Raw genomic sequence first — 24,615 nt, forward strand, 5'->3', positions numbered from 1 at the left:
ACTTTTTTAATAGTAGCATAGTAATAAAATCGCCCATTATCTGTATTCATAGAGGGGATAAGCTCTTATTTTCAATGTGGAGAAGTGATGAGTGACAAGAAGTGAACACCTTCACTTTATTTGAAAACCTTTGCTAAAAAGATAACACTTTTGTAGGTTGGAGTGGAAGGCTACTTGACTCCCGTGGGATAGCGAGTCAGGCGAAACCCTGCACGGAGCGGAGCGAAGGAAGCGGTTCGGCGCTCGCCCACAGGAAAGCAAGTAGCCTGCAACGGCAATCCATTTTCACCTTCTAAAAAAATTTTATGGGTGGTTTTGTTTTTCAGCACTATAGATTTGCTATTCCTTGTAACCAACGGCTAACCAATGTGAATCCCATTCTGTAATTTGATTGCCTACCCGACAGCTTAAACCACATGCTTGGTTATCCGCAACAAATGAGCCAATTAGCCACTTCTTAGCGTGATATCCTTCTTTTAACTGCACAGTTATACTAGGCATCTCCACATACTGTTGGTAAATAAACAAATTATCATTATAATGTTTGGATGTGGAAGCATTTACTCTCCGCCCACTTCCTGCGTAAATTTCTACTGTATTTCCCTCACGAGAATAAACAGGCTTCTTGACATAGGGTATATCACCTCGAATAAATGGCTCTGCTGTCAGGTATGTAGGAAGCATATATTGCAAAATAGCTGCTCGTTCCTCAGAAGTAAAGAGCAATGGATCATTTCTCCGCTCCCATATTAACCATAATAAGATTTTCGATTGTAATACATAGGCAGCAGGTGGATTAATAATTGCCAGCTGTCTTTTTTTGACAAGCTCTAAAAGATGCAAGCCAATGCGATCACCATCCGCTGCCACATCATCTATTAAAAACTCTACAGGGTGTGCAGGTCTAAATAAAATATCAATTTTCTCCATTGTGGGTGTATACAGACCTTGTGCTACCTCAGATGTATCACTAGAAAAGATAATAAGTTCTTGAATGGGCACATACTCAATGTCAAAAGGAATACAGGACTTGATAAACTGTACCTGACAATATTCTTCATAGTCCTCTTTCGCTGTTTTACCTGTGATGACAATCTTCGGCTTTTTGACATCATGTAAATAGTGGATGGCAGCAAAAAGAGCGCCCGACAATGCTTTTTGTAAGGCTGATACATCATTGGGATTTTTATAGCCAAAATGCTGACATAGAGCGTCATTCATCTTGAAGGTTTCTTGTACAAGAAAAGGTGTTTCTCCATTTAACTCTAAACATTTAATGTAGCCCTCCTCCGTACAAATAAAATCAAATCGTGCCAGAATGGATTGCTGCTGTAAATAATCTAACTGAATATATGGGATCATTTCTGGTCGAATACCTAAGGCTAAGAGCTGATCGACTGATAAATGTTTAAATTGTTTCCCGACTTTTAAAAAGATGCGCCAAAGTATTTGTGTTGCATAATAAAGTTGATCAATTTGCTGCTTTGGTAATTCTAAAACATCATATAATGCATACTCTAAATCCTCAAAGTCAGGAAAGAAGTCAGGAAATTTTGAGTAAAATGCTTGTCGTTGCTGTGTGTGATTCATCATGTTCTTCACTCCCTATCCAAGCCTTACGAAGAGGACGAGCCGCCACGAGATGTCCCACCAGTACCAAAGCCTGATTTTCCTGTGCTTGTGGAAGAGCTATTGGAGTAGGAATTGGAACTCTTAGATGAACTATCCGTCGAATAGGAGCGTTGTCCACTCGAATAAGAATTTGATCCACTTGAAGTTGAGCTACTCGAAGTTGAACTAGCCTTATTTTGCGTACTGTTTGTTATACCATTTGTTGGTTTACTCTCATCCTTAGCGCTTGATGACGATCGTGGCACTGCTGAGCCGCCACCATTGCTTTGCTCATCTCGCTCTGTACCATTTTTTAAATTGCGACTTTTATATATCGCACTTCCTATCATGGCTCCAGCCGTTGCATACATCAAACCATTAAAGAAATGCTGTGCATAGTAAGGTGAATTTTCATCGATACATTCAAAGGAACCATCATCACCTTCTTGCCATTCATCACAAGCTTCAGCCATTTCACTATTGTAAACACTTTCTATTTCATCACTTGTAATGGCTTGATTTTGATCTTCGGTTACCTGATTAGAAGTAGTTAAAGGGTATTCTTCTACTGTTTGAGATTCACTATTTCCACATGCTGCTAGCTGTACAGCCATCAAAGATGCTGTTGTCACAGCCATATATTTTTTTATTTGCTTTGCCATATTATAAGCGCTCCTTTATTTCTGGTACCTAGTTTACGATTATCTCCCATTTTAGGTTTCGTTTTTTACAAAAACATACAATTTATTTTAGCAGAAAAAATCCCAAACAGTAGGATTGTTTGGGATTTACAGTGTTTTATGATTGTTTTGATACGACTTTTTTTCCATAAGTCATATAGCGCCATAATTTTTCAAATGGTCCTATTGTAAAGAACTTAAACCAAATCACGCTAAAAATTATTTGAATGATAAACGTAATACTCGCTATCACTACAATATCTGATGGTGAAACTACTTCTAGCCCCATGAATGAGATGATGGCTGTTCCAATAAAGCTTTGCGCCAAATAATTTGTAAAGGCCATTTGCCCCACACGTCCAATTGGCTGAAGTAGCTTCGCTATTGTTTTATGTTCTAATAGAATAAACAAACCACTTAAGTAAAAATAGGTTGTTGGAACAACCCCTAAGCCAATGATAGATTGGAGCTGTTGGTCATCTGCTTGTGAGGCAAACCAAATCCATAATGAGAATCCAATAAAGAATGGGAAAGTACTATAAAGCAACCATTTTATTTTTTGACTATGCGCTCCAATATGCCCAATCCAATCAGCTTTTGCTACTAAAAATCCACTTAAAAACATAATAAAGATAGCTACTGCATCATTGCCTAAAAAGCCAAAAATAGCTGACGAAACGGCATTAGACGGCATATACATTTGTCCTAATAGTGCCAGAATATGCAGTGTGATAATGGTAAATAACCATTTAGAAATGGTTGAAACCTTCGCAGAGTAAAATGGTAGCAATAAAAAACCAATTACTGCGTAAATGGATAGGATAGAGCCCCAAAAAATAAAAATATGAATAATACCAATAACGAATAAAGCAAATAAACGTCTTGCAAAGCGCCATCTCGGTCTATCCCCACGCGCTTCTGCACGTGAAGCAAAAATATAAAAACCAACTCCAAATAGGAATGAAAAGATAGAGAAAAATTTCTTTTCTATAAAAATATCAATAAGTGAATCAATCACCCCATTGATTCCACTCATATCAGGCATTGGTGCACCCTCCATTAAGAGCTGATAGGCACCTACATTAATAAATAAAATACCAAATAACGCTAATCCTCGTATAATATCTAAGGAAATGATTCGTTCTTTTTGTGTAACGGATGGATTCATGTTGAAAAACTCCTTATCTTTTATGCTATAGCTAGCATAACGCACCATCCTTACAACTAATTATTTTTAAGCTTACAGGAACCTTACAAATCAAAAAGAATAGTCTTATAGTTTTTTATCCTCTTCTATGATGAAATATTACATATTTTATAGAAAAGACATCGAAAAGAGAGGTTAAGGAGATGAATAGAAATCGCAAGCTCGGTTTTTGTTATCCTGGCTACCGATACTGTGGCCCTGGCTGCTCAGGACCAGGTATGCCTACAAATGCAGTGGACGCTTGCTGTAAACTGCATGATGAATGCTATGAACGACACGGTAGCACAAAATACTGTGATGAATTGTTTCAACAATGCCTCCGTCCCCATATGAACGCACCAAATAAAATGGCTAGAGACGCTAGACTATTCTATCGAGTTTTTGAATTACGCAATCGTTTCTTTTAACAGCGCATAAAGCTCACGATGTTTATAATAACCTCGTGGGCTACTTTTTTGTATAGATAGCATATTTTTGCGGAGTCGTAAAACCAAGCTTTGTGCCTAGGTGAATGGAGCCTGTATTTGAAATATCACAATCCCAACAAGGCTTTAGCTGGTTGACTAGACAATGATCTATAAAGGCTTCTGCAATGCTACTTGCTAATCCTTGTCCTCTATAGTTTGGATCTGTCATAATATCAATTTCTGCATAGTCATTTGACTTAAATATAGAGACGGCTTCACTAATGATTTGTTCATTATGTACGAAACAAAAGCCAAAGCCATTTTTGAGAAAATTAGAGGTAGAATCCCAATATTCCTCATAATAAGTCTGATCAAATTCCAGTGAATTTTTAATCAGGGGTTCAGTAATAAATTTGACTTCGTAATCACCTTCCCCATGCTTCTCTCTATGATTATAAATATTTTCATCAAATGTAAATGTATAGCGTTCTAGCTTTCTTAGCTGATTATTTAACAATTGTTCGATTTTAGTATTCCACTGTTCAGAATAAGAAAATAAGGTAAACCGTTTCTGTTGTTCTATAGCCTGTTGAAAACAATAAGCAAGCTGATAATCAATCGAAGTCTTATTTTCATCGCCATATACATAGTATATCCCTGATTTCGTGTGAAATAATAATGTTTGAAAAGCAGCTGTATCGGAATAGACAGCTCCTTCTATCATTCGATCTAGTATACTATAAACAAATGTCGGGGCTCTTGAAATAAATTGTTTAATGATAGGATATTGCTCTTCCGAGACTTTTATCATGCGATTTCCTCCAGTATTTTGCAGTATGTATCCTTTCTATTATAATAAACTTATATCCATATGAAGGGACTGAATTATGCGCAGATAGCAATATTTTTCATCCAACATCATCATAATTTTGGAGGTAAAAGTATTGATTGAAAATATCGACACGGAAAGATTGCGGTTACAAAAAATGGAGAAAGCTGATGCTAAAAGTTTATTAACCATTTGGTCTGATCCTGATGTAACCAAGTATATGAACATTACTCAGTTTACACAAGAAGAGCAAGCCTTGGAAATGATTGAACTTCTAGAACAATTAGCTAAGCAACACAAGGCAATCCGCTTCTCTATTTTTGAAAAGGCATCCAATCATATCATTGGGTCATGTGGCTTTAATATGCTTGATTATGACAATGCTCTAACAGAGATTGGCTATGATTTGGGCAAGGAATATTGGGGAAAAGGCTATGCAACAGAAGCTATAACTGCTTTAATTGATTATGCCTTTAAGCACTTAAAAATGGAAACCATTGTGGCAGAAGTTGACGCTGCCAATATCAATTCACTCAAGGTTTTAAAAAAATTGAATTTCATTTACCAAGAGAAGCACAATACTGAAGATACTCTACAACTTTACACTTTAACAAAATCGTAAGAAGAAAAGGCTAAGCATGGTAGAATTCAACCAATACTTAGCCTTTTTGATTAATGATACATGCCGTTATTCATTTTCCCTGTCAGCTTTTCTATTTTTACTTCAAATAGTTCAATTTTCGGCATAATCGGATAGCCTTCTCTTTCAAATGTCCATTCAGGCTTGCCATACTTCTCCAGTAACGCATCAAAGAACCATTCTTTTTTCGTTTCCTCTTCAATTCTTTCGATATGTCCAAACAAAACAACACTTTGATAAACTAGTGCGGATTGACAGGCATATTTTTTGCCTGGATGTAAATCACCCATATCGCAAACTTCTATACAAATTTTAGGATTTTGTTTGATATTTGACCAAAAGTGACTTTCTCGAAGATTACCAATATGCAAGTATAGTTTGTTCTCCCCTTCGTATACATAGACAAACGGAATAACATAAGGAAAACCTTCCTCATCAACTGTTGCAACATGCGCAACTTTTCCCAACTTTAAGTATTGCTGTGCATCCTCTTGTGAAATTTCAACACGTTTGTTTTGAATCGTACCTCTCATCATTTCTTAACCCCCTCATGAAATTATGTAACGATTAATAAACGCCATTAAACAGTTTATTTCAAAATTTACATCTTTAACAAAACTAAAAAAGGGAAATTTTTTCAGTAGAAAAATAAAAGCCAAGGATGCACTAGTATAGCATCCTTGGCTTTTTTGTTATTTAATTGGAATCCAAATTTCTGAATACGCATCAGGGCTATAAGCATCCTCTTCAGGATAAACCTCCAACTCTGCTGTTCCTGCTGGTTCATATGGGTTGGATGGGAACCACTCTGAATAAATTTGTTTCCACGTATTTTGCATTGCATCAGGCATAGGTCCATGTACTTCAAAGATAACCCATTTGGATGCAGGTACTTCCATTGTTAAGAGATCTTCCCCTACTTCTCCTACATGATCAGTAGCAATCCAATAATCAATGAAGCCCTTTTGTCCATGTTCAGTATTTGGTACACAAACACCTAATACGCCATTGACCGTGCCATTATTTAATTGGTATAGCTGGTGATCAAAGCCACTTTGGTTTACCTCTTGCCAAAATAGAGGTATTTCCGTTGTATTCTCCCCATTTTGACAGTTGTATGTTCTTTTTACACCCACAATTTGAAACTTGTCTTTTTCAATAATTTTATATTTCATTGGTTCTGCTCCCTTCAAGCTTACCTGTATGACCAGGCGATTATATGATTGTAATGGTCCTTGCTTCTTTCTTGCTTCACTAGGCGTTACATGGTGTTGTTTACGAAACGCTTTAGTAAAGGCTTCAGGAGTTTCATAGCCGTATTTGTAGGCGAGATCGATTATTTTTTGTTCAGTACCCAGCAATTCTTGTGCAGCTAATGTTAATCTTCTTCGCCGTAGATAATCTGCAATAGACATATCTGTCAAAATGGCAAATGTTCGCTGAAAATGAAAGACAGATGAATTAACCTCCTGTGCAATCTGTTCAATCGTAATATCCTCTAATAAATGATCCTCCATATAATTAATGGCCTTTTGAATCGACTCAATCCAACTCATTGCTCTCACTCCTTGATTCCATCATAAAATAGATATGGCTGCTTAACCTGTCTTTTTATGCTAACTTTGGACAGGCTAAATAGAAAGAATTTTCTTTAAATTTTCTATTGAAATACATTAAATTCTGACCAATTTTTCAGGACAGATTTAACAAAATCAATTGAATTAAGAATTAGGAAGACCTAACCGTATTTTATTATCCCTCCTTTGCTTAACCAACATTAAAAAAAGATAAGTTTATTATATACAGAAATGAAATGGAGGTTTTTTCTTGGTCAAACGGCAAGATGTTGCTGCTTTTTGCTTAAACGAAAGATAATCAATTATTAATGGTTTTACAAGGAAATAAGGATGAAGCAAAAATACGGGCAGATCCATCAGGTGGTAAAGAGGCAGTAGAAGACTTTGAGACACGCTACATTCGGTAGGGTTTATGAAGAAACAGGCAATCTCATTAAGATTATTAAAGAAATTATTATAGACATAATGAAGTTGTGGAGGTTCATTATTTTGAAACGGTCCTGGTTAATCCAGATGAATTCATTTATGACATTGCATAAAAATCAAAGGAGGAAGTTACCCGAATACCTTTAACCTCCCCCAACACTCGAGTTTATCTTTTATTAAAAAAAGTCACGTCTCATCGACATGACCCCTCTTGTTAAATGGTGTAATCGCTTTGCTGATAAATAATTAAAGCAGAATGGATGACCGTCTGCTCTCCAATAAAGAGCGTATTGTATTTGATATCAAGTATGAAAAAGCCTTTTAAATCTACTAAAGCTCGGTTAATATCAAGTTCAAATTGCACAATATCATTGTTTTGAATTGTCACAACTTGAGTTATCTGTGTCATTGTCCACACTCCTTTAATCTTATGATAGAGCAAAAAGAAGTACATGTCACATAAAAAAGTTGGAGCTAAAACAGCCCCAACCTTTAGTACATCGTTAAATACTCCTCACGTTCCCAGTTATGGACACGTGTGCGATATTTATTCCATTCAATCTCTTTCGCAGCTGTGAATTTATCGTAAATATGGTCACCCAGTGCATCACGAACAATGGCATCCATCTCTAATTCGATTAACGCAAATTCTAATGAGGATGGTAAACTATCAATCCCATTCAACTCCCGATCCGCTGCTGTCATTTTATAAATGTTACGGTCTACTGCAGCTGGTGGCGTTAAATCTTTTCGTATACCATCCAGCCCAGATGCTAGAATAACAGTCATTGCTAAATAAGGGTTTGCTGCTGGATCCACTGAACGTAATTCAATTCGTGTAGATAGCCCACGAGCTGCTGGAATACGAATTAAAGGTGAGCGGTTTTGAGCAGACCAAGCTACATAGCAAGGGGCTTCATAGCCAGGTACTAATCGTTTATAGGAATTGACAAGTGGATTTGTGATAGCCGTAAAGCCATGCACATGCTTCATGATTCCTGCCATAAAGCTACGTGCGGTTGCACTTAATTGCAAGTCTGCATGTTCATCGTAGAAGGCATTTTTATCACCTTCAAATAACGAGAGATTAAAATGCATTCCTGACCCATTGACCCCAAATAGTGGCTTTGGCATAAATGTTGCGTGGAGGCCATGCTGTGCAGCAATGGTTTTTACAACTAGTTTAAATGTTTGGATATTGTCACATGCCTCAATAGCACTCGCATACTTAAAGTCGATTTCATGCTGGCCTGGTGCTACTTCATGATGAGACGCTTCAATCTCGAAGCCCATTCCCTCTAGCTCTAAAACAATATCACGACGACAGTTCTCTCCCAAATCAGTTGGCGCTAAATCAAAATAGCCCCCACTATCATTTAATTCCAGTGTCGGACGCCCCTTTTCATCCAACTTGAATAGGAAAAATTCAGGCTCTGGCCCTAAATTAAACGAAGTAAAGCCTAGCTCCTCCATTTCCTTCAATACTCGTTTTAAATTGGAGCGTGGATCTCCTTCAAACGGTGTACCATCTGGTCTTGCAATATCACAGATAAAGCGAGCCACTTTCCCCTTTTCAGCAGTCCAAGGAAAAATCACGAAGGTATTGAAATCAGGCTTTAAATACATATCCGATTCTTCAATACGCACAAAACCTTCGATTGAAGAGCCGTCAAACATAACTTTATTATCTAGCGCTTTTTCTAATTGACTGACAGGCACTTCCACATTTTTGATTGTCCCTAATATATCTGTAAACTGTAGGCGAATAAATTTCACATTTTCTTCCTTCACTCGACGTATAATATCTTCTTTGGTATAATGTTTCATTTTTCACCACTCCAATGTAAATTTAATTAACATACTTTTTTTTATGACTGATCTAAAAATACATTAAAATTGAATAACAAGCAATATGTATGTAATGTTTTATAACATGCATTTTATCGAATATATTAATCCCTTTTTTAGATTAATTTTTCTTACCACATTTCCATCTCAAATAGCGATCTTTCACCTTAAAAGAAGGGCAAAATTAATACTTTCTACAAAAGGCCTTTAGTCTTACAAAATCCTTCGTCACTCTAAAAATGTACAGTCAAGTATCATGACTAGAGACGAAGCATTCTCTACTTCCTCATGCATCAAATGCAGATATATCAAGAGCATCGTTAAAAAGTTAACCCGTGAACCCTATCCAAGAACCTAGATGTCAAAAATCCTATTGATTAAGTTTTACTTTATATCACAAAAGCCTTGTATAATGCCATATTTATTGGTAAATTTATAGCAAATTAGAATTTTCATTTATTCATATTATAAGTAAATACGGAGTATATAATTATGGTTAGAAATCATTATGTTGGCTTCCAGGAAATATTTAGTTATAGATACATAAGGCGGTGAATTTAGTAGGCATGTCAGTATTAATTATTGGCAGCGTAAGTAATGATGTGCTACGTCTGCAGAAATATTTTCATCGTATCAGCATCCCAAATATTCATTGCTTTTCAACAACGGAAGCAGCAATGAATTATTTAGTAGATTCATCTTTGAAAGATGAGCTGGAATTAATCGTCCTCGACACTAAAATGACACTCAGCAATTGCGAGGAAATTTGTCAGCACATTCATGTACTTAAAAATTGGATAGATGTCCCTATCCTTCTATCCACTACCTACGAAAAAAACATAACAATCGATAGGGTGTTTGAAGCAGGTATTTTCGACTTTATTTTAAAGCCGTTTGATTTTACTCATTTTAAAACTCGAATTCAAGTAGCCTTAAAATATCAGAAGGAAGCCACGCTTCGAAAGCAGCAAGAAAGTATGATTCAAAAAGATTTATTCGTTGCAAAAAAATTCCAAAAGAACGCACTATCTCCTCCATTAAATCTTGAGCAAATACAGATTGATGGTCTTTATGTAACATCTAATACACTAGGAGGTGACATGTACTGTTGGTTTAAGATTAATGACCATTTAACCGCCATTCTTCTGTACGATGCAATGGGGCATGGCATAGCTGCATCACTCGTTACGATGTCCATTAGATCGTTATTAAAAGGAATGATTACTAAGTTAATTGATCCAGTAGCAGTAATCCAAGAACTTAACCGCCAAATATACGAGCTATTTTCTGATGAAGATATGGACCGTTTTTTAATGACGGCGATTTACATACTTCTAGATACGAAAAATGGAACATTGCACTATGTGAATGCGGCTCACCCTTCTGGTTTTTTATTTGGAAAATATGGAGAAACAGTCTTCCTCCCAGCGAATACACCTATCCTCGGACTATTCCCTACTATTCAAATAAATAAAAAAACAATACCTTTATCAGGCTGGCACCGTATTATTCTTTATACAGATGGATTATTAACATTGAACGAGCAAAATTCAATTGATATGGACTTTTTCTACGCTTATGCTTCACAGGATAATAGCTATGCACTACAAAAATTTTCTCAAAAATACAATTTAATTGACAATGATTACAGCGATGACATCACAGTCGTTTCAATAACAATTACATTAAAGGGTAGGTGATTGAAGATGGAATTCACACTCAATGTAAATCCTGATACACAAGCTATAGCCTTTATTGATCAAATTATGGAGAATTATACAGATTTATATAATCTACCTTATAAACGAGAAATAAGATTTGTTGTTCATGAATTAGTCATCAATGCCGTAGAGGCTATGGGGAAAATTAATATACCCACTCAAAAGGAAATTCAAATACATGTAACTCAATCAAACGAAGAAATAAAAATAACAGTCACTGACGAAGCAAAAGGTATTGACGAAAAGGACTGGGACAAAGTTCTTCAATTCGATTTAGACAAACTTGATTATGCTGATCGTGGACGCGGTTTATTTTTTGTCAAAAATATGGTAGACCATATTTGGTTCGAAAATATTTCTGAAACAAAATTTTTAGTAGGTATTTCCAAAAAGTTTCATCTATAAAGTAAACGTAAAATTGGGGGCGTTTTAATGAAGTTATCTATACGAAAGAAAATGAATCTGCTTATATTTGGTTGTATTATTTTACTTACTTCCCTTTTAGCAGGCGTCAATTTTTTTGTTGCCAAGAACAATCTATTAGAAAGTGCTGATACAAAGCTTTTATCAGATATACAATTGAGCTATGAATATTTAGATGCTAAATACCCTGGAGAATGGTCCATAAAAAACAATCAGCTCTATAAAGGCGATATCAATATGGTAGAAAACTTTGAGGTGGCTGATAAAGTTGGAGAACTTACAAATGGGAATGCTGTATCCATCTTTCAAAACGATACTCGTATCAGTACCAATATAGTGGATAATGGTGAGCGTGCTTTAAATACAAAGGTTTCTGACGAGGTTGCAACTGTTGTGCTCGGAGAAAAAAAGCGCTTTATCGGTTCTGCAAATGTCTTAGGAAGTTTGCATCAAGCAGCCTATGATCCTATCGTAAATAGTCAAGGCGAGGTGATCGGTGTATGGGCAACCGCTGTCCCTACCGCTCCTTATATAAGCATTGCAACAAAATCAGCACTGGAGAATGTAGCTATTTCCTTAGTGATTGCCATTGTAATGATCGGAGGAATTAGTTGGTTCTTACAAAAGCAAATTGTAAATCCTATTAACATTTTAAGTACCAATGCCAAGGAATTAGCAGAACTAAATTTAAATGTTAAACTGTTAAACCCTAAAGGCAAAGATGAAATCGCTGAATTAGCACGCGCATTTAGTAGTATGAAAAATCATTTAACAGAGACGATAAAGATTGTAGCTGGTAGTGCACACCAAATTGCAAAGTCGTCACACACTTTGGCAGAATCATCACATCAAACAAGTGAAGCATCTAATCAGATTGCACTAACAATGAATGAAATCGCCGTTGGTACTACCACTCAATCTGATCAGGCTGAACGAATAGTTTCAATGATGCAAAAAACGATTGAAGAAGTATCAAAGAGCTTACAAAAGGCTGAAATCACTTTAAATAGCGCTATCGAATCCACTCATATCGCACGTAAAGGAGAAGAAGCCATCAATGAAGCGATTATGCATCTAAGTGATGTTACAAAAACTGTGTCTTATGCAACTGATTCTATCCAAAAATTAGGCAAGCGCTCTGAAGAAATTGGTGGTATTATTACCGTTATCACTGGGATCGCAGAACAAACGAATCTGTTAGCACTCAATGCAGCCATTGAGGCAGCACGAGCAGGTGATCAAGGAAAAGGCTTTGCTGTCGTTGCATCAGAGGTTCGTCAACTTGCAGAGCAGTCAAGTTTAGCAGCAGGACAAATTACAAATCTTATTAATGATATCCAGGCTGAAACATCTGTAACCGTACGAACGATGGAAAGCAATTTACTGGCTGTCGAGGAGCAGGTTACGATCATCAATAAAGGTGGAAGTGCCCTTAAGGAAATCGTAGAGAAAGTTGTCGAAACTGAGGAAGGCGTCGAACAAATGAAAGTTGCATTTACACATGTTAACGACAACTCTTTAAGCGTACAACAAGCAATTCAAGATATTTCTCGTATCATTGAGGACGCTGCCGCAGCTACAGAGGAGATTGCAGCAACCTCAGAAGAGCAATATGCGACTGTTGCAGAAATTACACAAAGCTCAGATGAGTTATCATCAATTGCTGATAATTTACAAAATGAAGTGAATAAATTTAAGTTTGAATAAATCCCCAAACAAGAAAAGAATAATGGAGGCGCTATAGGATGAATCAGAAGAAAATTGCAATGAATATTGACACAAAGGCTGATTATATTGTAATTGCGTTTACAGGCGATTTAGAATACGGGATGATTGAAGAAATAAAGTCAGAGCTTCAAACACTTAGCTTAGACACAAAGCATGGATACATTATCGATATGCAAAAGGTAACAAATATTGATAGTACTGGATTCGGTATGATCGTTAATTTTGCTAAGAAAGTGTCTGTAAAAGATAAGAAAATCGCCATTATTGTCGTCGATGATTTCATTCGCAACTTATTCGCTATTTCACAGGTTGATAAAGTATTCCCTATTGCCAAAAGCGAAGAACAAGCAAGGAAGATTATTAAAGAAGATTGGCTAGGTGAGCTATCACTTAACGATTATTAATCTTTGTAACCATAATAAAAAGGTGTATTCCTAATAGACGGAATACACCTTTTCATGTTTAAAAAAAGAAGATGTCCACGGCAGAAAAAGCAACTTTGCAAGGTGAAAGGTATTTCCGTTCCGCCAGCGTCTAGGGGGCGTCCGATGAGCCGCTTTACTCACTTCCATTCGCTCCAGGGTCTCATCTTTGACCCCTGGCTCCACTCCAATCAACCATTTTTTCATAGTAGCATAGCGATTTCAATGTGGAGAAGTGGTGATTGACAGCACCTCTACATAAAGAGTAATGAACACCTTCATTTTATTTGAAAACCTTTGCTAAATAGATTAGATTTTTTTGGTTAGATAGGAAAGCAAGTAGCCAAGCAACAGATATCCATTTCTACCTTTCAATTGACTGTTTTGTTTTTCTTTAATACTGCAGTAGCATATTAACAAACACAACGAGAATAATAATCGGTACAACAACTAACATTAACATACGATATGTAGAATAATAGCCTTGCCCCATTTGACTACCCGTTAGCAATTCTCTCTTCACAAATTCTTTATCCACTACATAGGCAATAAAAATAGCAATGAATAAATTCCCTAATGGAAGCATGATATTCGACACTAAAAAATCGGTTGCATCAAAGATACTTTTCTCAAAAATCATTATATCCGATAATACACTCGAAGAAAGTGCTGCTGGAATAGCTGCAATAAATACGACTATACCAAGTAAAAGCGTCCACATCGGTCGGGATTTCTGACTATGCTCCATAAATGCCGCGACGATAATCTCATATAAACTAAATGATGACGTTAATGTAGCAAATAAAAATAGCAATAAAAACATGGCTAAAAACACTTCACCAAATGGCATTTGACTAAAAGCTGTTGGCAGCACCATAAATAGCAAACCCGGACCCGCTGCTGGCTCTAAATCAAAGGCGAACACCACAGGGAAAATCGCTAAACCTGCTAAAAATGAAACAAGCACGGTTAACAACACTACAGAACCCGCTGAATTCGGAAGACTGACATCCTTTTTTAAATAAGAGCTATATGTAACTAGACAAGAAAAGCCTACTGCTAACCCAAAGAACGATTGTCCTAGGGCTTCTAATAATGCTTTACCTGTAATATTCGAGAAATCAGGCCATAAGAAGAATTTTACCCCTTCCATTGCCCCATCTAATGTAACTGCACGCACAACAAGGACAATGAACATTATGAAGAGTAACGGCATCATCCATTTATTGGCCTTTTCAATTCCATTTTGTACACCTAATGAAATCACAAGTACGTTGGCTAATGTAAACAACACTAGTCCAACTAGCGTAATCCAAGGCGTACCTATAATTTTTCCAAATAGTTCAGCTGGATCTACTGCTGGATCAATTACCGCGCCAGCTACACCTAGCCCGCTATAAATAAAGATCCAACCTCCAACTACGCTATAAAAAGTTAATAATAAAAAACAGCCTAGCACGCCCATTCGACCAATCCAAGCCCAGCCTGGCTTAGTTGGAGCAATTTTTTTATACGCTGTTACAGCCTCGGATTGTGTACCACGTCCTAAAACATACTCGGACAATAACATCGGTAGTCCTATTAACAAGGTAAATAACACAAAGATAAGGAAAAATGCTCCTCCACCACTTTGTCCTGTTACATAGGGAAGTTTCCAAATTGCCCCTAGTCCAATCGCCGCACCAGCTGATGCTAAAATAAAACCTAATTTACTAGACCACTGTCCTTTTTTTCCACTCATCTCTTCAAACTCCTCAAACATTCTAAACTCTTCTCTATTTTACATGAAAATATAGCTTTCGACTAGGTTGTAATTATAAAGGACTAGATAGCTAGTTTATCCCATTACTTTTTTCTATAATTATCCGTTAGTTTTGCCTTTCTATCCTTCACTTTTAGTAAATTATCCATCAGACCTTTCCCCTATCCTTCAATCCTTCCAACAAAAAACCTCAGGTATGTTTACCCGAGGTTAGTAAAAATTATTTTGTTATATAGATAGAACGCTGGCGGTCGATCCATTTGCGCATTGTTGTAAATAAAAACGCCATAATAGCCGTTAATAAAATACCTTTTACAATGTTAAATGGTAAAATCCCAGCAATGATCATTTTATAAAGCGAATCACCTACAACAGGCTCCATACCTAAGAAGTATGTGTACATCGGTAAAAATACTGCGTAGTTTAAAACACTCATGCCTACCGCCATTACAACTGTTCCAGTCGCTAAACCTCCAACAAGACCAGCAATTGTTTTAAAGCGATTAAAAATAAGGCTTACTGGTAAAATAAATAAAATACCTGTTGCAAAGTTGGCAATATGACCTACTGGCACACCTGTTGGCGTTCCCGAGAAAATCCAATCCAATACATTTTTAAATAATTCTACTAAAATACCAGCCACAGGCCCCATAGTGATGGCTGCTATTAATGCAGGCATATCACTAAAGTCGACTTCCAAAAATGCTGGGAATGGTGGAATTGGGAAATTAAAAAGCATTAATAAAAACGAAATACTGCTCAGCATGCCAATCGTAATAAACGATTGAAGTTTAACATTTTTCTTCATAGAAAACTCTCTCCTCTTTGCTGATTCAATCTCGCAAGAAGAAAGGTGACGATCTTTCAATTGTTAGCATGAAAAAACCCTTATGCATGAAAAGCACAAGGGAGAAAGGCATGACGAATAAGCGTCAACATAAACTATTTTTTAAGCACTGTTTAAAAAGTCATACAAAAAAAGCGCTCGGTCATAGTTCATTTCATAACAATGAATGACGATCGTACCTCCATCTTCTCCCATCCAGACTTTAACTGTCGGCCTTGGAATCACACCAAGTCAGCCATGCAAATAAATTTGCACAGGTCGCGGGCTGAAGAGCGAAGCATAAACCATTCGAGTTAATGAAAAACATTAACGGTTCACCACTCTATTACCGCCGGTCGGGATTTTCACCCTGCCCCGAAGATGAATCATATTATTTTATACTACAACCTTACTATAATTAATTATCAAGAAAAAGTAAATAGTTCTGCTTAAAAAAAATCCGATTAGATTTGTATGTATTGTAAAAATGGAGCATTCCATGTTACAGGAATGCTCCATTTTTGATTTTGGCTAAGGCATATATTGTTTATTTGGCCCCACAGGCTTTGGCAAATACGTTTTTAAATCGAATCCTTCCCAGCTTTCTTGGACCACATTATCTAAGCGTAATTGTTGGTCAAAGCTAGCAGCAGTTAACATCATAGCCTCAATCAGTTGGGTAGCGCGAATTGGCTCCATCGATGCTAAATCTAAAGGGATATCGAATGTAACGACTACACCTTCTGCTTCCTCTTTCACCGTGTATGTCACATTTTCAGGAACAACTGTTACATAAACATCATCATTTTTGTTTTTCATTAATGTAAGTGCCTCTGTAACATTAGCAAATGTTTGACGGAAATCTGGTGATAGATATTCTGCCCCATTACCATCTTGGTATAAATAATAATTAAAATGTTTGGCGTTTGTTAATGACATGGCTTGGCTTGGCTCACCCTCTTGAGAAAACTCATAAGGTGTGCCATCTTCATTTTGAATCTCAACTTCCGTATATTCAGAATCCGAGAATGTATCCTCTAAAGTACCTTTGTATTCATTAACGGTAGCTGAAGCAACATCATAGTTATTGTCCTTTGGTAAAACGTGGACAAGCTTGTCATCTTTCTCCTTCAGTTCACCCTTAAAAGGATGATAATCCGTAAACCCTTTGGCTTCTTCATCAATTTGAGGAGCATATTTCTCATACATCTGTAAAGTAGAAGGTTTTTGCGTCCCAAAATCAGTTGCTACACGCTCATTTGGTATCACATATGTCATTGGTACACTTTCTGCATCACGTCCTGCCAAACCAATACGAAAAACGACAGCATCTTTCACATCTTCCTCATAGACTGATGACCGTAAAGATAACATACGCTCATGCTCCGCTACAATACTGGATTGAAGTGCCTCATCCTGGGTAGCGGCCTCTTTAGCAGAACGATCTTCCTGTAATGTAGAGTAATTAGCCGTTTCCGGTGTACTAGCTAGATCTTTTTGGCTAGCGTTATTATTCATGACCATGGAGCCAACGAGCACCGTTAACGCGAAAACAGCTGCTATACTCGTAAAAATCGACATTTTTCGGAACTTAAATCGTGATGGTTGTTCATCTTGAATCAAAGGTTTACTTTCTTGTTGTGCTTCTTCATTCTCTATAGGTTGTTGTATCGCTTCTTGAAGGTGACTATTATCCTGCAAGCGAGCATCTGCCATTAACCGATTTAATATTTCTTCTTTTGAACGGCGGTCAGAAAGCTTAGGGGCATTGTTCAATACATGTTCAAGCTGTTCATCATCAAATGGCTTATGCGTCATTGCCGTTTCGCCTCCTGTTCTCTAATCGGCTGTAGCTGTTGCCTTAAAAATTTAATGGCTCGATGCTGGGTGGTTTTTACCTTAGCTTCTGTCCAATCTAGTATTTGCGCTGTTTCTGCAATTGATAAGTCCTGAAAATAGCGCATAATAATGACCATTTTTTGGTCGCCTGTACAGTTTTCAAGTGCTGATTCTACCTGCATAAATTCATCACTGGCCTGTAGCATATCTTCCGGTGATGGTGTGGTTGAATGGAGCTGTTCCGTTTCCCAGTCAAAGAAATCATGTGAATGCTTTTGGCGTACAGCTTGCTTTCTAAAATGATCAATCGCTACATTTTTGGCAATAGCAAATAGCCAAGTTTTCTCACTACTATTCCCTGCAAATTGATCGTACGAGCGCAACACTCGTACATAAACTTCATGTGCTAAATCTTCGGCAAGTGTACGGTTTTTTACTAAATATATTAAAAACTGAAACACGTCTTGGTGATATGCATCGTATAGTCGATGGAACACGGAGTCATTCAAAGCACTCCACCCCCGTTCTATAATATTTGTCGTCTTACATTCATAGAAGTTACAGCCAATTAATAGCAATACATGTTATTAATCGAACGGTAAATAAAACGTGAAGGTCGTACCCTCTTTCAGCACACTGTCTACCATTATATTACCTGAGTGTGCCTTCACAATATTTCTAGCAATGGCTAAGCCGAGACCAGTTCCACCCTTGGAACGAGTACGTGCCTTATCGGCTTTATAAAAACGTTCAAAGACATAGGGTAAGTCCTCTTGAGGAATGCCATGTCCTGTATCTTGAACAGATATTTTAGCAAATGTCGGCTCCTGCTCTACTTTTACAGTCACAGACCCTTCATCTGTATGTCTAAGGGCATTGTCAACTAAATTTGTAAGCACTTGTTCAATGCGATCCTCATCTATATTAATCATAGCCTCGTCATTAAATTCACTGTCAAATTGCAGGCGAACGTGCTTTTCTTTTGCTACCTGCGCAAATTTTTGTGTGATTCGTTCGAATGTAGAATTAATCGGTAATTCATCTTTATATAGCGTCATATGCCCTGATTCCATGCGTGCTAAATCTAATAGATCTGTCACAAGACGGCCCATTCGCTTCGATTCATCATAAATAATTTTGGTAATCTCATTACGCTCTTCCTGATCCTGAATAAAATCATCATCCATCAATGCTTCCGAGTAACCTTGAAGCATGGCAATTGGTGTCCGTAGCTCATGAGAGACATTGGCTATAAAATCAGATCTAAGTTTTTCTAAGCGATGTTGTTCAGTCATATCACGAATAACAGCCACAGCGCCACGTATCATTTCACCACTATAAAGGGGACTAATAGTAAACGTATAATAGCTGCCGTCCATTTCAATTTCCTCTTCTAGTTTATCCTCAAACATCAGCACATGATCAAGCATATGATACAGCTCTGGCGGGATAGGTTTAGCACTTTGTGAGCCTTTATTCACAAACCACTTTTGCATTAGCCGTTCTGCTGGTGGATTACTTAATAATATTGTACGATCACGGTTAAATGTAATCACAGCATCTGTCATAGATGTCAAAATATTAGAAAGCTGTTCGTTTTCTTGATTGATGACCTCTAAATTATGCTTTAATTGACGGCCCATTTGGTTAAAGGCAACGGCAAGCTGACCAATTTCGTCATTTTGGGTAGTAGGCATTTTCGCTTCAAAATTCCCTTTCGCGATTTCAAAAGCCAATTCACGCATTTTTCTCAATGGCGAAGTAATACGTGAAGAAAGGAAAAATGCGAAGAATGTCGTCAACACAAATGCTATGAAGGCTGCTAAAAAGACAATTTTCGTTGTTTCCTTAGACGTTTTATGTAGCGCATCAGGGCTTTGATAGATGAAGACAGCTCCATGTACTGCATTTTCAACATTTAGCGGAAAACCAAGTACGACATAAGATTCCATCTTTTCTTGATCAGTTGAAGAAGGCATCATCATTTCTTTAATAATCGGTTCATCTGATTGAAACACTTCATGAAAAGATTTATTGGCTAAAATGGTATCTTGTATTTCTTTTTTATTGACACCTTCTTGCATCGCAAAGGACACTTCAACATGACTGATAGCGATCAATGCATTGGTCCCTGTAGGTAAAATATCTTTTAATAATTCCGAGGTAGATTCGGCTGTTTCATTGTCATCTACTATACTTGCTACCGTTGCAGCTGTTTGCCGCAATGAAATTTCTGCTTGCTGCATATGGTAATTTTGAAGAAATTCAAGCATTAACACCGTGAAAACAAATAATACAAATGAAACGAGAAGCAATATGGTTACCCATAGCTTCCCGACAACACTATTCCATATTCTATTCATTGACAACCTCAAATTTGTATCCAACGCCCCAAACCGTCACAATCATTTTAGCAGCGTTTTCAGAAACTCGGTTGAGCTTTTCACGTAAACGTTTTACATGTGTGTCCACTGTACGTAAATCACCAAAGAAGTCATAATGCCATACCTCTTTTAGTAGTTGTTCACGGTCAAATACTTTGTCTGGCGATTTCGCTAAAAAGTATAGCAATTCATACTCTTTCGGTGTTAAATTAACTTCAATGCCCTCTGCAGTCACACGGTGTGCATCATGATCAATCATTAAATGTTGGAACACCACTAAATCTTTTGAAGAAGACGCATTTGTCGTTGGTGAGAAAGCCTGTGAACGGCGTAAAATAGCCTTCACACGTAGCACAACCTCACGAGGACTAAATGGTTTTACAATATAGTCATCTGCACCAAGCTCAAACCCTTGTACACGGTTCGCTTCTTCGCCTTTGGCAGTTAATAAAATAATCGGTGTTGCTGCGCGCTCTCGAATTTCCGCACACACTTCTAGCCCATCTTTTTCAGGCATCATAATATCAAGTAAAATACAGTGATACTCTTTTTCTAAAGATTTCTCGATCGCTTGTTCACCATTTTCGGCCTCGTCAACAAGGTATCCTTCACGCTCAAGATACATTTTTAATAAGCGGCGAATACGATCCTCGTCATCTACTACTAATACTGAAATATTTTCTGACACTTTCACGATCCCTCTCTTCCAATCTTTCTCTAACTTCTATTGTACATGGTGTGACACATATTGAAAAGAAAAGAAAGCCTCTTCGCTACAGCGAAAAGGCTTGTTGCTTCACAGGTTACGCGTAGGAGTGTAAACCTGCTAGAATTAAGTTAACAGCAATTAGGTTGAATAAAATAATCCCGAAACCAATTAATGCTAACCAAGCAGATTTTCGACCTTCCCAGCCTTTTGATAGACGTAAATGCAGGAATGCTGCATAGAATAACCATGTAATAAGAGCCCATACTTCTTTTGGATCCCAACCCCAGAAACGACTCCAAGCAATTTGTGCCCAAATCATCGCAAAGATTAAAGCACCAAGGGAGAATACAGGGAAACCAATCAGCACTGAACGATAACCAATTTCATCAAGTAATTGTAAATTGACACGTTTAACAAGTGGTTGGAAAATGGCACTAATTCGACGGCGAGCAATTAAACGAATTAATAAATACAACACAGATCCTACCATTAATGACCAAACAACAGTTGTTAATTTTTTCGCATTAATTAATGCTGGCATTTCTACTAATGGCGACATGCCATGTTCTTCTATCACTTCATATTCATTCATACCGAATACTGGAGGTAAATTGTAAATAATTTTACGAGTAGTTCCTTCTTTATCCACATAATTATAGCTAGACTCATAATCCATCGCACTAAATGTAGATGTAACTGCAACAAACCCAACAACTACTACAAGACAGTACATAACGGCCTCTAACCAAAAACGTTGTTTAGAAGGCTTTGTTAAATCAACTACTTTTAATAAGTAAATAAGTCCTGCCACAGCACTTATCGCTAAAATAGATTGTCCTAATGCAGCTGTAATAACGTGAATTGTCAACCAATGACTTTGTAAAGAAGGCACTAACGGGCTTACTTCTTTTGGGAACATTGCTGCATAAGCGATGATCAAAAGCGCAACTGGCAATGCCACTAATCCAAGTGCAGTCAAACGATAAATAAAATAAATTAAGATAAACGCGCCGACAATGAACATACCAAAGGCAGTTGTAAATTCGAACATGTTACTTACTGGCGCATGTCCTGTATAGATCCAACGAGTAATAAAATAGCTAAGCTGTGATAGGAAACCAATAATGGTAACCACAATGGCAAGCTTGCCCCATTTATCAGTATTTTTACCAGTAGCATTCGCTTGCTTAATTGAACCACCAAATAATAATGTCGCTACTAGATAAGCAATAAATGCTACAAATAGTAAGTTTCCACTTATGTCAATCAAACTCATAAGGTGTTGTCACCTTCCTTTTCTTTAATGCCACCATTTGTGGACTCTTCGCTAGCCTCATCTTTCTCTAACTGATCTATATATGGAGGCAATGCAGCAAATGTTGTAACAGCATCTAAATCCTTTTTCATGCTGAACATATTTTTGTTGACATGGGCAGCCATTAACACACGGCCGTCTGGTTCCACTTGAAGCCATAGACGACGATGATTCCAGTAAGAGCCAATCGCAACACCGATCATAAAGATGACACCACCAACAAACAGAATAGGGATGGTACTATCTTTACGTACTGTAATACCTGACATATCACGCATTTCTGCACTAGCAAATTTCATTCTATATTTATTTTCACCAAGTGGTTCTAAAGGAGGCTGCATAATTTCAACAAAGCTTACTTCTCCTTCAGGTGTTTCTGGTGTAGTCATTTTAAATAAAAATGCAGGATTATTTGGAATAGACGTTTTAGTCTGAGGTTCACCATTTTCAAATCCATCAAAATCAGGTGTATAGACAAGAATTTGAACGGATGAACCATTCCCTAAATCATATTCCTTTTTAGGATTTGTTAAATCAATCTCTACCTTACCTAATGATTTCTCTGTCGTCTTATTAATTAATTCAAAGTTCATTTGTTTTAATTCATTTAGACGATAATCCATCTGGTAAAGCGCAAAGCCATCTTCTTTCAAAGGATGGTTTACACGAATGGAATAGTCTTTTACTTTTTCTAGATTTTCCGTATCACCTGGTAATGCATCTTCAGGTTGCTTGTATAGTGTAATATCGGTCTGGAAGTTTTTAGCCACTACATTCACACCCTGTTTAACTTGCTCGCCTTGAGGTGTATTATCATGTGTTTCTAAAATAAAATCACGGTTTTCAATGAAATAGCCTTCCATTCCAGTGATAGCTCGTGTTTCACCTTCACGCACCCATATCGATTCATCAACATAGAATCCTGGGACTAGACGTAGCATGACCCCACCTAAAAAAATGATGAGACCTACATGGTTTATGTACGGACCGTAACGAGAAAAGCGTCCTTTTTCAGCTAAGAGAGCGCTACCATCTCGACGAACAGAATACTTCATCTCAGTCATTTTTTGAGCCACTTTATCAAGCGTTTCCTCCGCACTGGCTGACACTTGTCCTTCTGCAACAATGCGCTGACGCTTCATAAAGCTTTCATGTCTTTTAACACGTTGATTCTTTAATGATTTATAAAGTGGAATGCCTCGGTCAAGACTTGCCACTATAATTGATACCGCTAGCATACCAACCAAAATCTGGAACCACCATGAGCTATATAAATCCGAAAGCCCCAACGTATAATAGATTTTACCGAATGTACCATATACGTCTGCGTAGTAAGCCCCCTTCTCCATATCAGAAGCTTTTACGTAAAACTCTTGTGGTAGTAATGTTCCGACTGAAGCAGCAATTAATGTGATTATAATTAAGGATATACCAACTTTAACACTTGAGAAGAAATTCCATATTTTATCAACAAATGATTTGTTATATGTTTTGGAGCGAATGGCCATACCATCATAGCGCATATCAACAACCTTATTTTGTTTTTCTTCCTCGGTTAAAGGACGACCACATTTCTCACAAAGCTTCGTGCCGTATGGATTACTATGACCACAAGCACAAATGATTTTTTCCATCGTCATTTACTCCTTATTTGGCTTCACTAATTCCATGTACGAAGCAATATCCTTCTCCGTCATTTCACCTGTAATAATTTTGGCCACTTTGCCTTCTGGATCGATTAGCACTGTTGCAGGTAATTGACCTACATTATAAGCAGTCATAACACTTTTTGTTTTATCGATAACTACTGGAAATGACAATCCATATCGATCGACAAAATTCTGTACTTCAAAATCTGTTTGAGCAATATTGACAGCTAATGTTTGTACACCATGATCTTTAAATTCTTGATACTGATTGTCCATCGCAGGCATTTCCTTCTCGCAAGGCTTACACCAAGTTCCCCAGAAATTTAAAAATACCCCTTGCCCTTTATAATCCGACAATTTATGTTTTTCACCGTTTAAATCTACTAACGTGAAGTCAGGTGCCTCAGAGCCTACTGCTACTAACTCTACTTTTTCCTTTGTTGCTGTTCCATATACTGTGTACCCGATTGCCAACGCTAACACAGCTAAAATGACAGTTCGCAGTACAAGACGTTTTTTCTTTTTCTCCAAGTTAATAAACCCCCTATCAATTACGGCTTGCGTTTGCTTTTACATAAGGAAGAGACAAATAGAACTTTTTCATGCTCTATA

General features: G+C 37.2%; 23 protein-coding genes and 1 riboswitch. Of the genes, 6 read left to right on the top strand and 17 right to left on the bottom strand.

The annotated features are described in order from the left end of the window. Positions 1–339: 339 nt before the first annotated feature. The 3 genes from V1L66_RS16455 to V1L66_RS16465 all read right to left on the bottom strand — a co-directional run bounded on the left by V1L66_RS16455 (position 340) and on the right by V1L66_RS16465 (position 3,459). Positions 340–1,593 carry a glutathionylspermidine synthase family protein gene (locus V1L66_RS16455; protein ID WP_333005519.1) on the bottom strand — a complete coding sequence of 418 codons (1,254 nt, stop codon included), beginning with the start codon at positions 1,591–1,593 and terminating at the stop codon, positions 340–342. 23 nt (positions 1,594–1,616) lie between these two features. Continuing rightward, positions 1,617–2,273, bottom strand: coding sequence for a hypothetical protein (locus V1L66_RS16460; protein ID WP_016991835.1), 657 nt, complete (start codon positions 2,271–2,273; stop codon positions 1,617–1,619). Between the two features lie 136 nt (positions 2,274–2,409). Continuing rightward, positions 2,410–3,459, bottom strand: coding sequence for a DUF418 domain-containing protein (locus tag V1L66_RS16465; RefSeq protein WP_036080113.1), 1,050 nt, complete (start codon positions 3,457–3,459; stop codon positions 2,410–2,412). A 182-nt stretch (positions 3,460–3,641) separates the two neighbouring features. Between V1L66_RS16465 and V1L66_RS16470 the strand changes: the two genes are divergently transcribed. Beyond that, positions 3,642–3,905 (top strand): Parvovirus coat protein VP1-like protein, encoded by a 264-nt coding sequence (locus V1L66_RS16470; RefSeq protein WP_128568202.1) that lies wholly within the window; start codon positions 3,642–3,644, stop codon positions 3,903–3,905. 40 nt (positions 3,906–3,945) lie between these two features. On the opposite strand, the gene V1L66_RS16475 is transcribed toward V1L66_RS16470, so the two are convergent. Further along, positions 3,946–4,716: a GNAT family N-acetyltransferase gene (locus V1L66_RS16475; RefSeq protein WP_274772144.1), complete on the bottom strand. Its 771-nt coding sequence runs from the start codon at positions 4,714–4,716 to the stop codon at positions 3,946–3,948. Positions 4,717–4,849: 133 nt separating this feature from the next. On the opposite strand from V1L66_RS16475, the gene V1L66_RS16480 reads away from it, so the two are divergent. Next, the gene (locus tag V1L66_RS16480) at positions 4,850–5,356 is read left to right on the top strand and encodes a GNAT family N-acetyltransferase (protein WP_333005522.1); all 507 of its coding nucleotides are present in this window, start codon (positions 4,850–4,852) and stop codon (positions 5,354–5,356) included. A 50-nt stretch (positions 5,357–5,406) separates the two neighbouring features. Here V1L66_RS16480 and V1L66_RS16485 read toward each other — a convergent pair whose 3' ends face one another. From V1L66_RS16485 to glnA, 4 genes are all read right to left on the bottom strand, one after another. Continuing rightward, the gene (locus tag V1L66_RS16485; RefSeq protein ID WP_241490019.1) at positions 5,407–5,910 is read right to left on the bottom strand and encodes a pyridoxamine 5'-phosphate oxidase family protein; all 504 of its coding nucleotides are present in this window, start codon (positions 5,908–5,910) and stop codon (positions 5,407–5,409) included. A 156-nt stretch (positions 5,911–6,066) separates the two neighbouring features. Continuing rightward, complete coding sequence (locus V1L66_RS16490; protein WP_333005523.1) at positions 6,067–6,930, bottom strand: AraC family transcriptional regulator; 864 nt, start codon at positions 6,928–6,930, stop codon at positions 6,067–6,069. A 661-nt stretch (positions 6,931–7,591) separates the two neighbouring features. Further along, a complete protein-coding gene (locus tag V1L66_RS16495; RefSeq protein ID WP_016991830.1) occupies positions 7,592–7,786 on the bottom strand; it encodes a hypothetical protein in 195 nt (64 codons plus the stop codon). Positions 7,787–7,869: 83 nt separating this feature from the next. After that, positions 7,870–9,204, bottom strand: a complete 1,335-nt coding sequence (gene glnA / locus V1L66_RS16500) for a type I glutamate--ammonia ligase (protein ID WP_036080124.1) — start codon at positions 9,202–9,204, stop codon at positions 7,870–7,872. Positions 9,205–9,791: 587 nt separating this feature from the next. On the opposite strand from glnA, the gene V1L66_RS16505 reads away from it, so the two are divergent. From V1L66_RS16505 to V1L66_RS16520, 4 genes are read left to right on the top strand one after another with little or no spacing between them, the layout of a single operon-like run. Beyond that, positions 9,792–10,925 (top strand): response regulator, encoded by a 1,134-nt coding sequence (locus V1L66_RS16505; protein WP_036080127.1) that lies wholly within the window; start codon positions 9,792–9,794, stop codon positions 10,923–10,925. Positions 10,926–10,931: 6 nt separating this feature from the next. After that, positions 10,932–11,351 carry an ATP-binding protein gene (locus V1L66_RS16510; RefSeq protein WP_026023337.1) on the top strand — a complete coding sequence of 140 codons (420 nt, stop codon included), beginning with the start codon at positions 10,932–10,934 and terminating at the stop codon, positions 11,349–11,351. A gap of 27 nt (positions 11,352–11,378) precedes the next feature. Next, positions 11,379–13,076, top strand: a complete 1,698-nt coding sequence (locus tag V1L66_RS16515; RefSeq protein WP_036080132.1) for a methyl-accepting chemotaxis protein — start codon at positions 11,379–11,381, stop codon at positions 13,074–13,076. Positions 13,077–13,114: 38 nt separating this feature from the next. Next, positions 13,115–13,501 carry an STAS domain-containing protein gene (locus V1L66_RS16520; protein WP_016991824.1) on the top strand — a complete coding sequence of 129 codons (387 nt, stop codon included), beginning with the start codon at positions 13,115–13,117 and terminating at the stop codon, positions 13,499–13,501. Between the two features lie 412 nt (positions 13,502–13,913). Here V1L66_RS16520 and V1L66_RS16525 read toward each other — a convergent pair whose 3' ends face one another. The 9 genes from V1L66_RS16525 to resA form a co-directional block, all read right to left on the bottom strand. Then, positions 13,914–15,260 (bottom strand): sodium-dependent transporter, encoded by a 1,347-nt coding sequence (locus V1L66_RS16525; RefSeq protein ID WP_036080548.1) that lies wholly within the window; start codon positions 15,258–15,260, stop codon positions 13,914–13,916. 241 nt (positions 15,261–15,501) lie between these two features. Further along, positions 15,502–16,089 (bottom strand): ECF transporter S component, encoded by a 588-nt coding sequence (locus V1L66_RS16530; RefSeq protein WP_016995263.1) that lies wholly within the window; start codon positions 16,087–16,089, stop codon positions 15,502–15,504. Positions 16,090–16,307: 218 nt separating this feature from the next. Next, a riboswitch (FMN riboswitch) is annotated at positions 16,308–16,494 on the bottom strand. A 144-nt stretch (positions 16,495–16,638) separates the two neighbouring features. Continuing rightward, positions 16,639–17,925 (bottom strand): hypothetical protein, encoded by a 1,287-nt coding sequence (locus V1L66_RS16535; RefSeq protein WP_016995168.1) that lies wholly within the window; start codon positions 17,923–17,925, stop codon positions 16,639–16,641. Beyond that, positions 17,922–18,455, bottom strand: a complete 534-nt coding sequence (gene sigX / locus V1L66_RS16540) for an RNA polymerase sigma factor SigX (protein ID WP_009370717.1) — start codon at positions 18,453–18,455, stop codon at positions 17,922–17,924. The genes V1L66_RS16535 and sigX overlap by 4 nt, the downstream gene beginning before the upstream one ends. Before the next feature lie 78 nt (positions 18,456–18,533). Continuing rightward, the gene (locus V1L66_RS16545; protein WP_016995169.1) at positions 18,534–20,309 is read right to left on the bottom strand and encodes an ATP-binding protein; all 1,776 of its coding nucleotides are present in this window, start codon (positions 20,307–20,309) and stop codon (positions 18,534–18,536) included. Continuing rightward, positions 20,302–21,018 (bottom strand): response regulator transcription factor, encoded by a 717-nt coding sequence (locus V1L66_RS16550; RefSeq protein WP_004232215.1) that lies wholly within the window; start codon positions 21,016–21,018, stop codon positions 20,302–20,304. Before V1L66_RS16550 ends, V1L66_RS16545 begins: the two co-directional genes overlap by 8 nt. Positions 21,019–21,133: 115 nt before the next feature. Continuing rightward, entirely contained in the window at positions 21,134–22,315 is a 1,182-nt protein-coding gene (ccsB, locus tag V1L66_RS16555; RefSeq protein WP_016995170.1) for a c-type cytochrome biogenesis protein CcsB, read from the bottom strand. Beyond that, positions 22,312–23,988: a cytochrome c biogenesis protein ResB gene (locus V1L66_RS16560; protein WP_016995171.1), complete on the bottom strand. Its 1,677-nt coding sequence runs from the start codon at positions 23,986–23,988 to the stop codon at positions 22,312–22,314. The genes ccsB and V1L66_RS16560 overlap by 4 nt, the downstream gene beginning before the upstream one ends. 6 nt (positions 23,989–23,994) lie before the next feature. Beyond that, positions 23,995–24,534: a thiol-disulfide oxidoreductase ResA gene (gene resA / locus V1L66_RS16565; protein ID WP_004232210.1), complete on the bottom strand. Its 540-nt coding sequence runs from the start codon at positions 24,532–24,534 to the stop codon at positions 23,995–23,997. Between the last annotated feature and the right edge of the window lie 81 nt (positions 24,535–24,615).

Origin of the sequence: Lysinibacillus sp. IITD104 (assembly GCF_036698265.2) — a bacterium.
Taxonomy (GTDB): Bacteria; Bacillota; Bacilli; order Bacillales_A; family Planococcaceae; genus Lysinibacillus; species Lysinibacillus boronitolerans.

What these genes read in the sequence shown, in the direction of transcription:
- V1L66_RS16560 (WP_016995171.1), bottom strand. Translation starts at nt 23,988, where the DNA reads ATGGAAAAAATCATTTGTGCTTGTGGTCATAGTAATCCATACGGCACG.
- V1L66_RS16485 (WP_241490019.1), bottom strand. Translation starts at nt 5,910, where the DNA reads ATGATGAGAGGTACGATTCAAAACAAACGTGTTGAAATTTCACAAGAG.
- V1L66_RS16475 (WP_274772144.1), bottom strand. Translation starts at nt 4,716, where the DNA reads ATGATAAAAGTCTCGGAAGAGCAATATCCTATCATTAAACAATTTATT.
- V1L66_RS16495 (WP_016991830.1), bottom strand. Translation starts at nt 7,786, where the DNA reads ATGACACAGATAACTCAAGTTGTGACAATTCAAAACAATGATATTGTG.
- V1L66_RS16505 (WP_036080127.1), top strand. Translation starts at nt 9,792, where the DNA reads ATGTCAGTATTAATTATTGGCAGCGTAAGTAATGATGTGCTACGTCTG.
- V1L66_RS16520 (WP_016991824.1), top strand. Translation starts at nt 13,115, where the DNA reads ATGAATCAGAAGAAAATTGCAATGAATATTGACACAAAGGCTGATTAT.
- V1L66_RS16455 (WP_333005519.1), bottom strand. Translation starts at nt 1,593, where the DNA reads ATGATGAATCACACACAGCAACGACAAGCATTTTACTCAAAATTTCCT.
- V1L66_RS16535 (WP_016995168.1), bottom strand. Translation starts at nt 17,925, where the DNA reads ATGACGCATAAGCCATTTGATGATGAACAGCTTGAACATGTATTGAAC.
- V1L66_RS16460 (WP_016991835.1), bottom strand. Translation starts at nt 2,273, where the DNA reads ATGGCAAAGCAAATAAAAAAATATATGGCTGTGACAACAGCATCTTTG.
- V1L66_RS16515 (WP_036080132.1), top strand. Translation starts at nt 11,379, where the DNA reads ATGAAGTTATCTATACGAAAGAAAATGAATCTGCTTATATTTGGTTGT.
- V1L66_RS16525 (WP_036080548.1), bottom strand. Translation starts at nt 15,260, where the DNA reads ATGAGTGGAAAAAAAGGACAGTGGTCTAGTAAATTAGGTTTTATTTTA.
- V1L66_RS16545 (WP_016995169.1), bottom strand. Translation starts at nt 20,309, where the DNA reads ATGAATAGAATATGGAATAGTGTTGTCGGGAAGCTATGGGTAACCATA.
- V1L66_RS16490 (WP_333005523.1), bottom strand. Translation starts at nt 6,930, where the DNA reads ATGAGTTGGATTGAGTCGATTCAAAAGGCCATTAATTATATGGAGGAT.
- V1L66_RS16470 (WP_128568202.1), top strand. Translation starts at nt 3,642, where the DNA reads ATGAATAGAAATCGCAAGCTCGGTTTTTGTTATCCTGGCTACCGATAC.
- V1L66_RS16465 (WP_036080113.1), bottom strand. Translation starts at nt 3,459, where the DNA reads ATGAATCCATCCGTTACACAAAAAGAACGAATCATTTCCTTAGATATT.
- ccsB (WP_016995170.1), bottom strand. Translation starts at nt 22,315, where the DNA reads ATGAGTTTGATTGACATAAGTGGAAACTTACTATTTGTAGCATTTATT.
- V1L66_RS16510 (WP_026023337.1), top strand. Translation starts at nt 10,932, where the DNA reads ATGGAATTCACACTCAATGTAAATCCTGATACACAAGCTATAGCCTTT.
- V1L66_RS16530 (WP_016995263.1), bottom strand. Translation starts at nt 16,089, where the DNA reads ATGAAGAAAAATGTTAAACTTCAATCGTTTATTACGATTGGCATGCTG.
- glnA (WP_036080124.1), bottom strand. Translation starts at nt 9,204, where the DNA reads ATGAAACATTATACCAAAGAAGATATTATACGTCGAGTGAAGGAAGAA.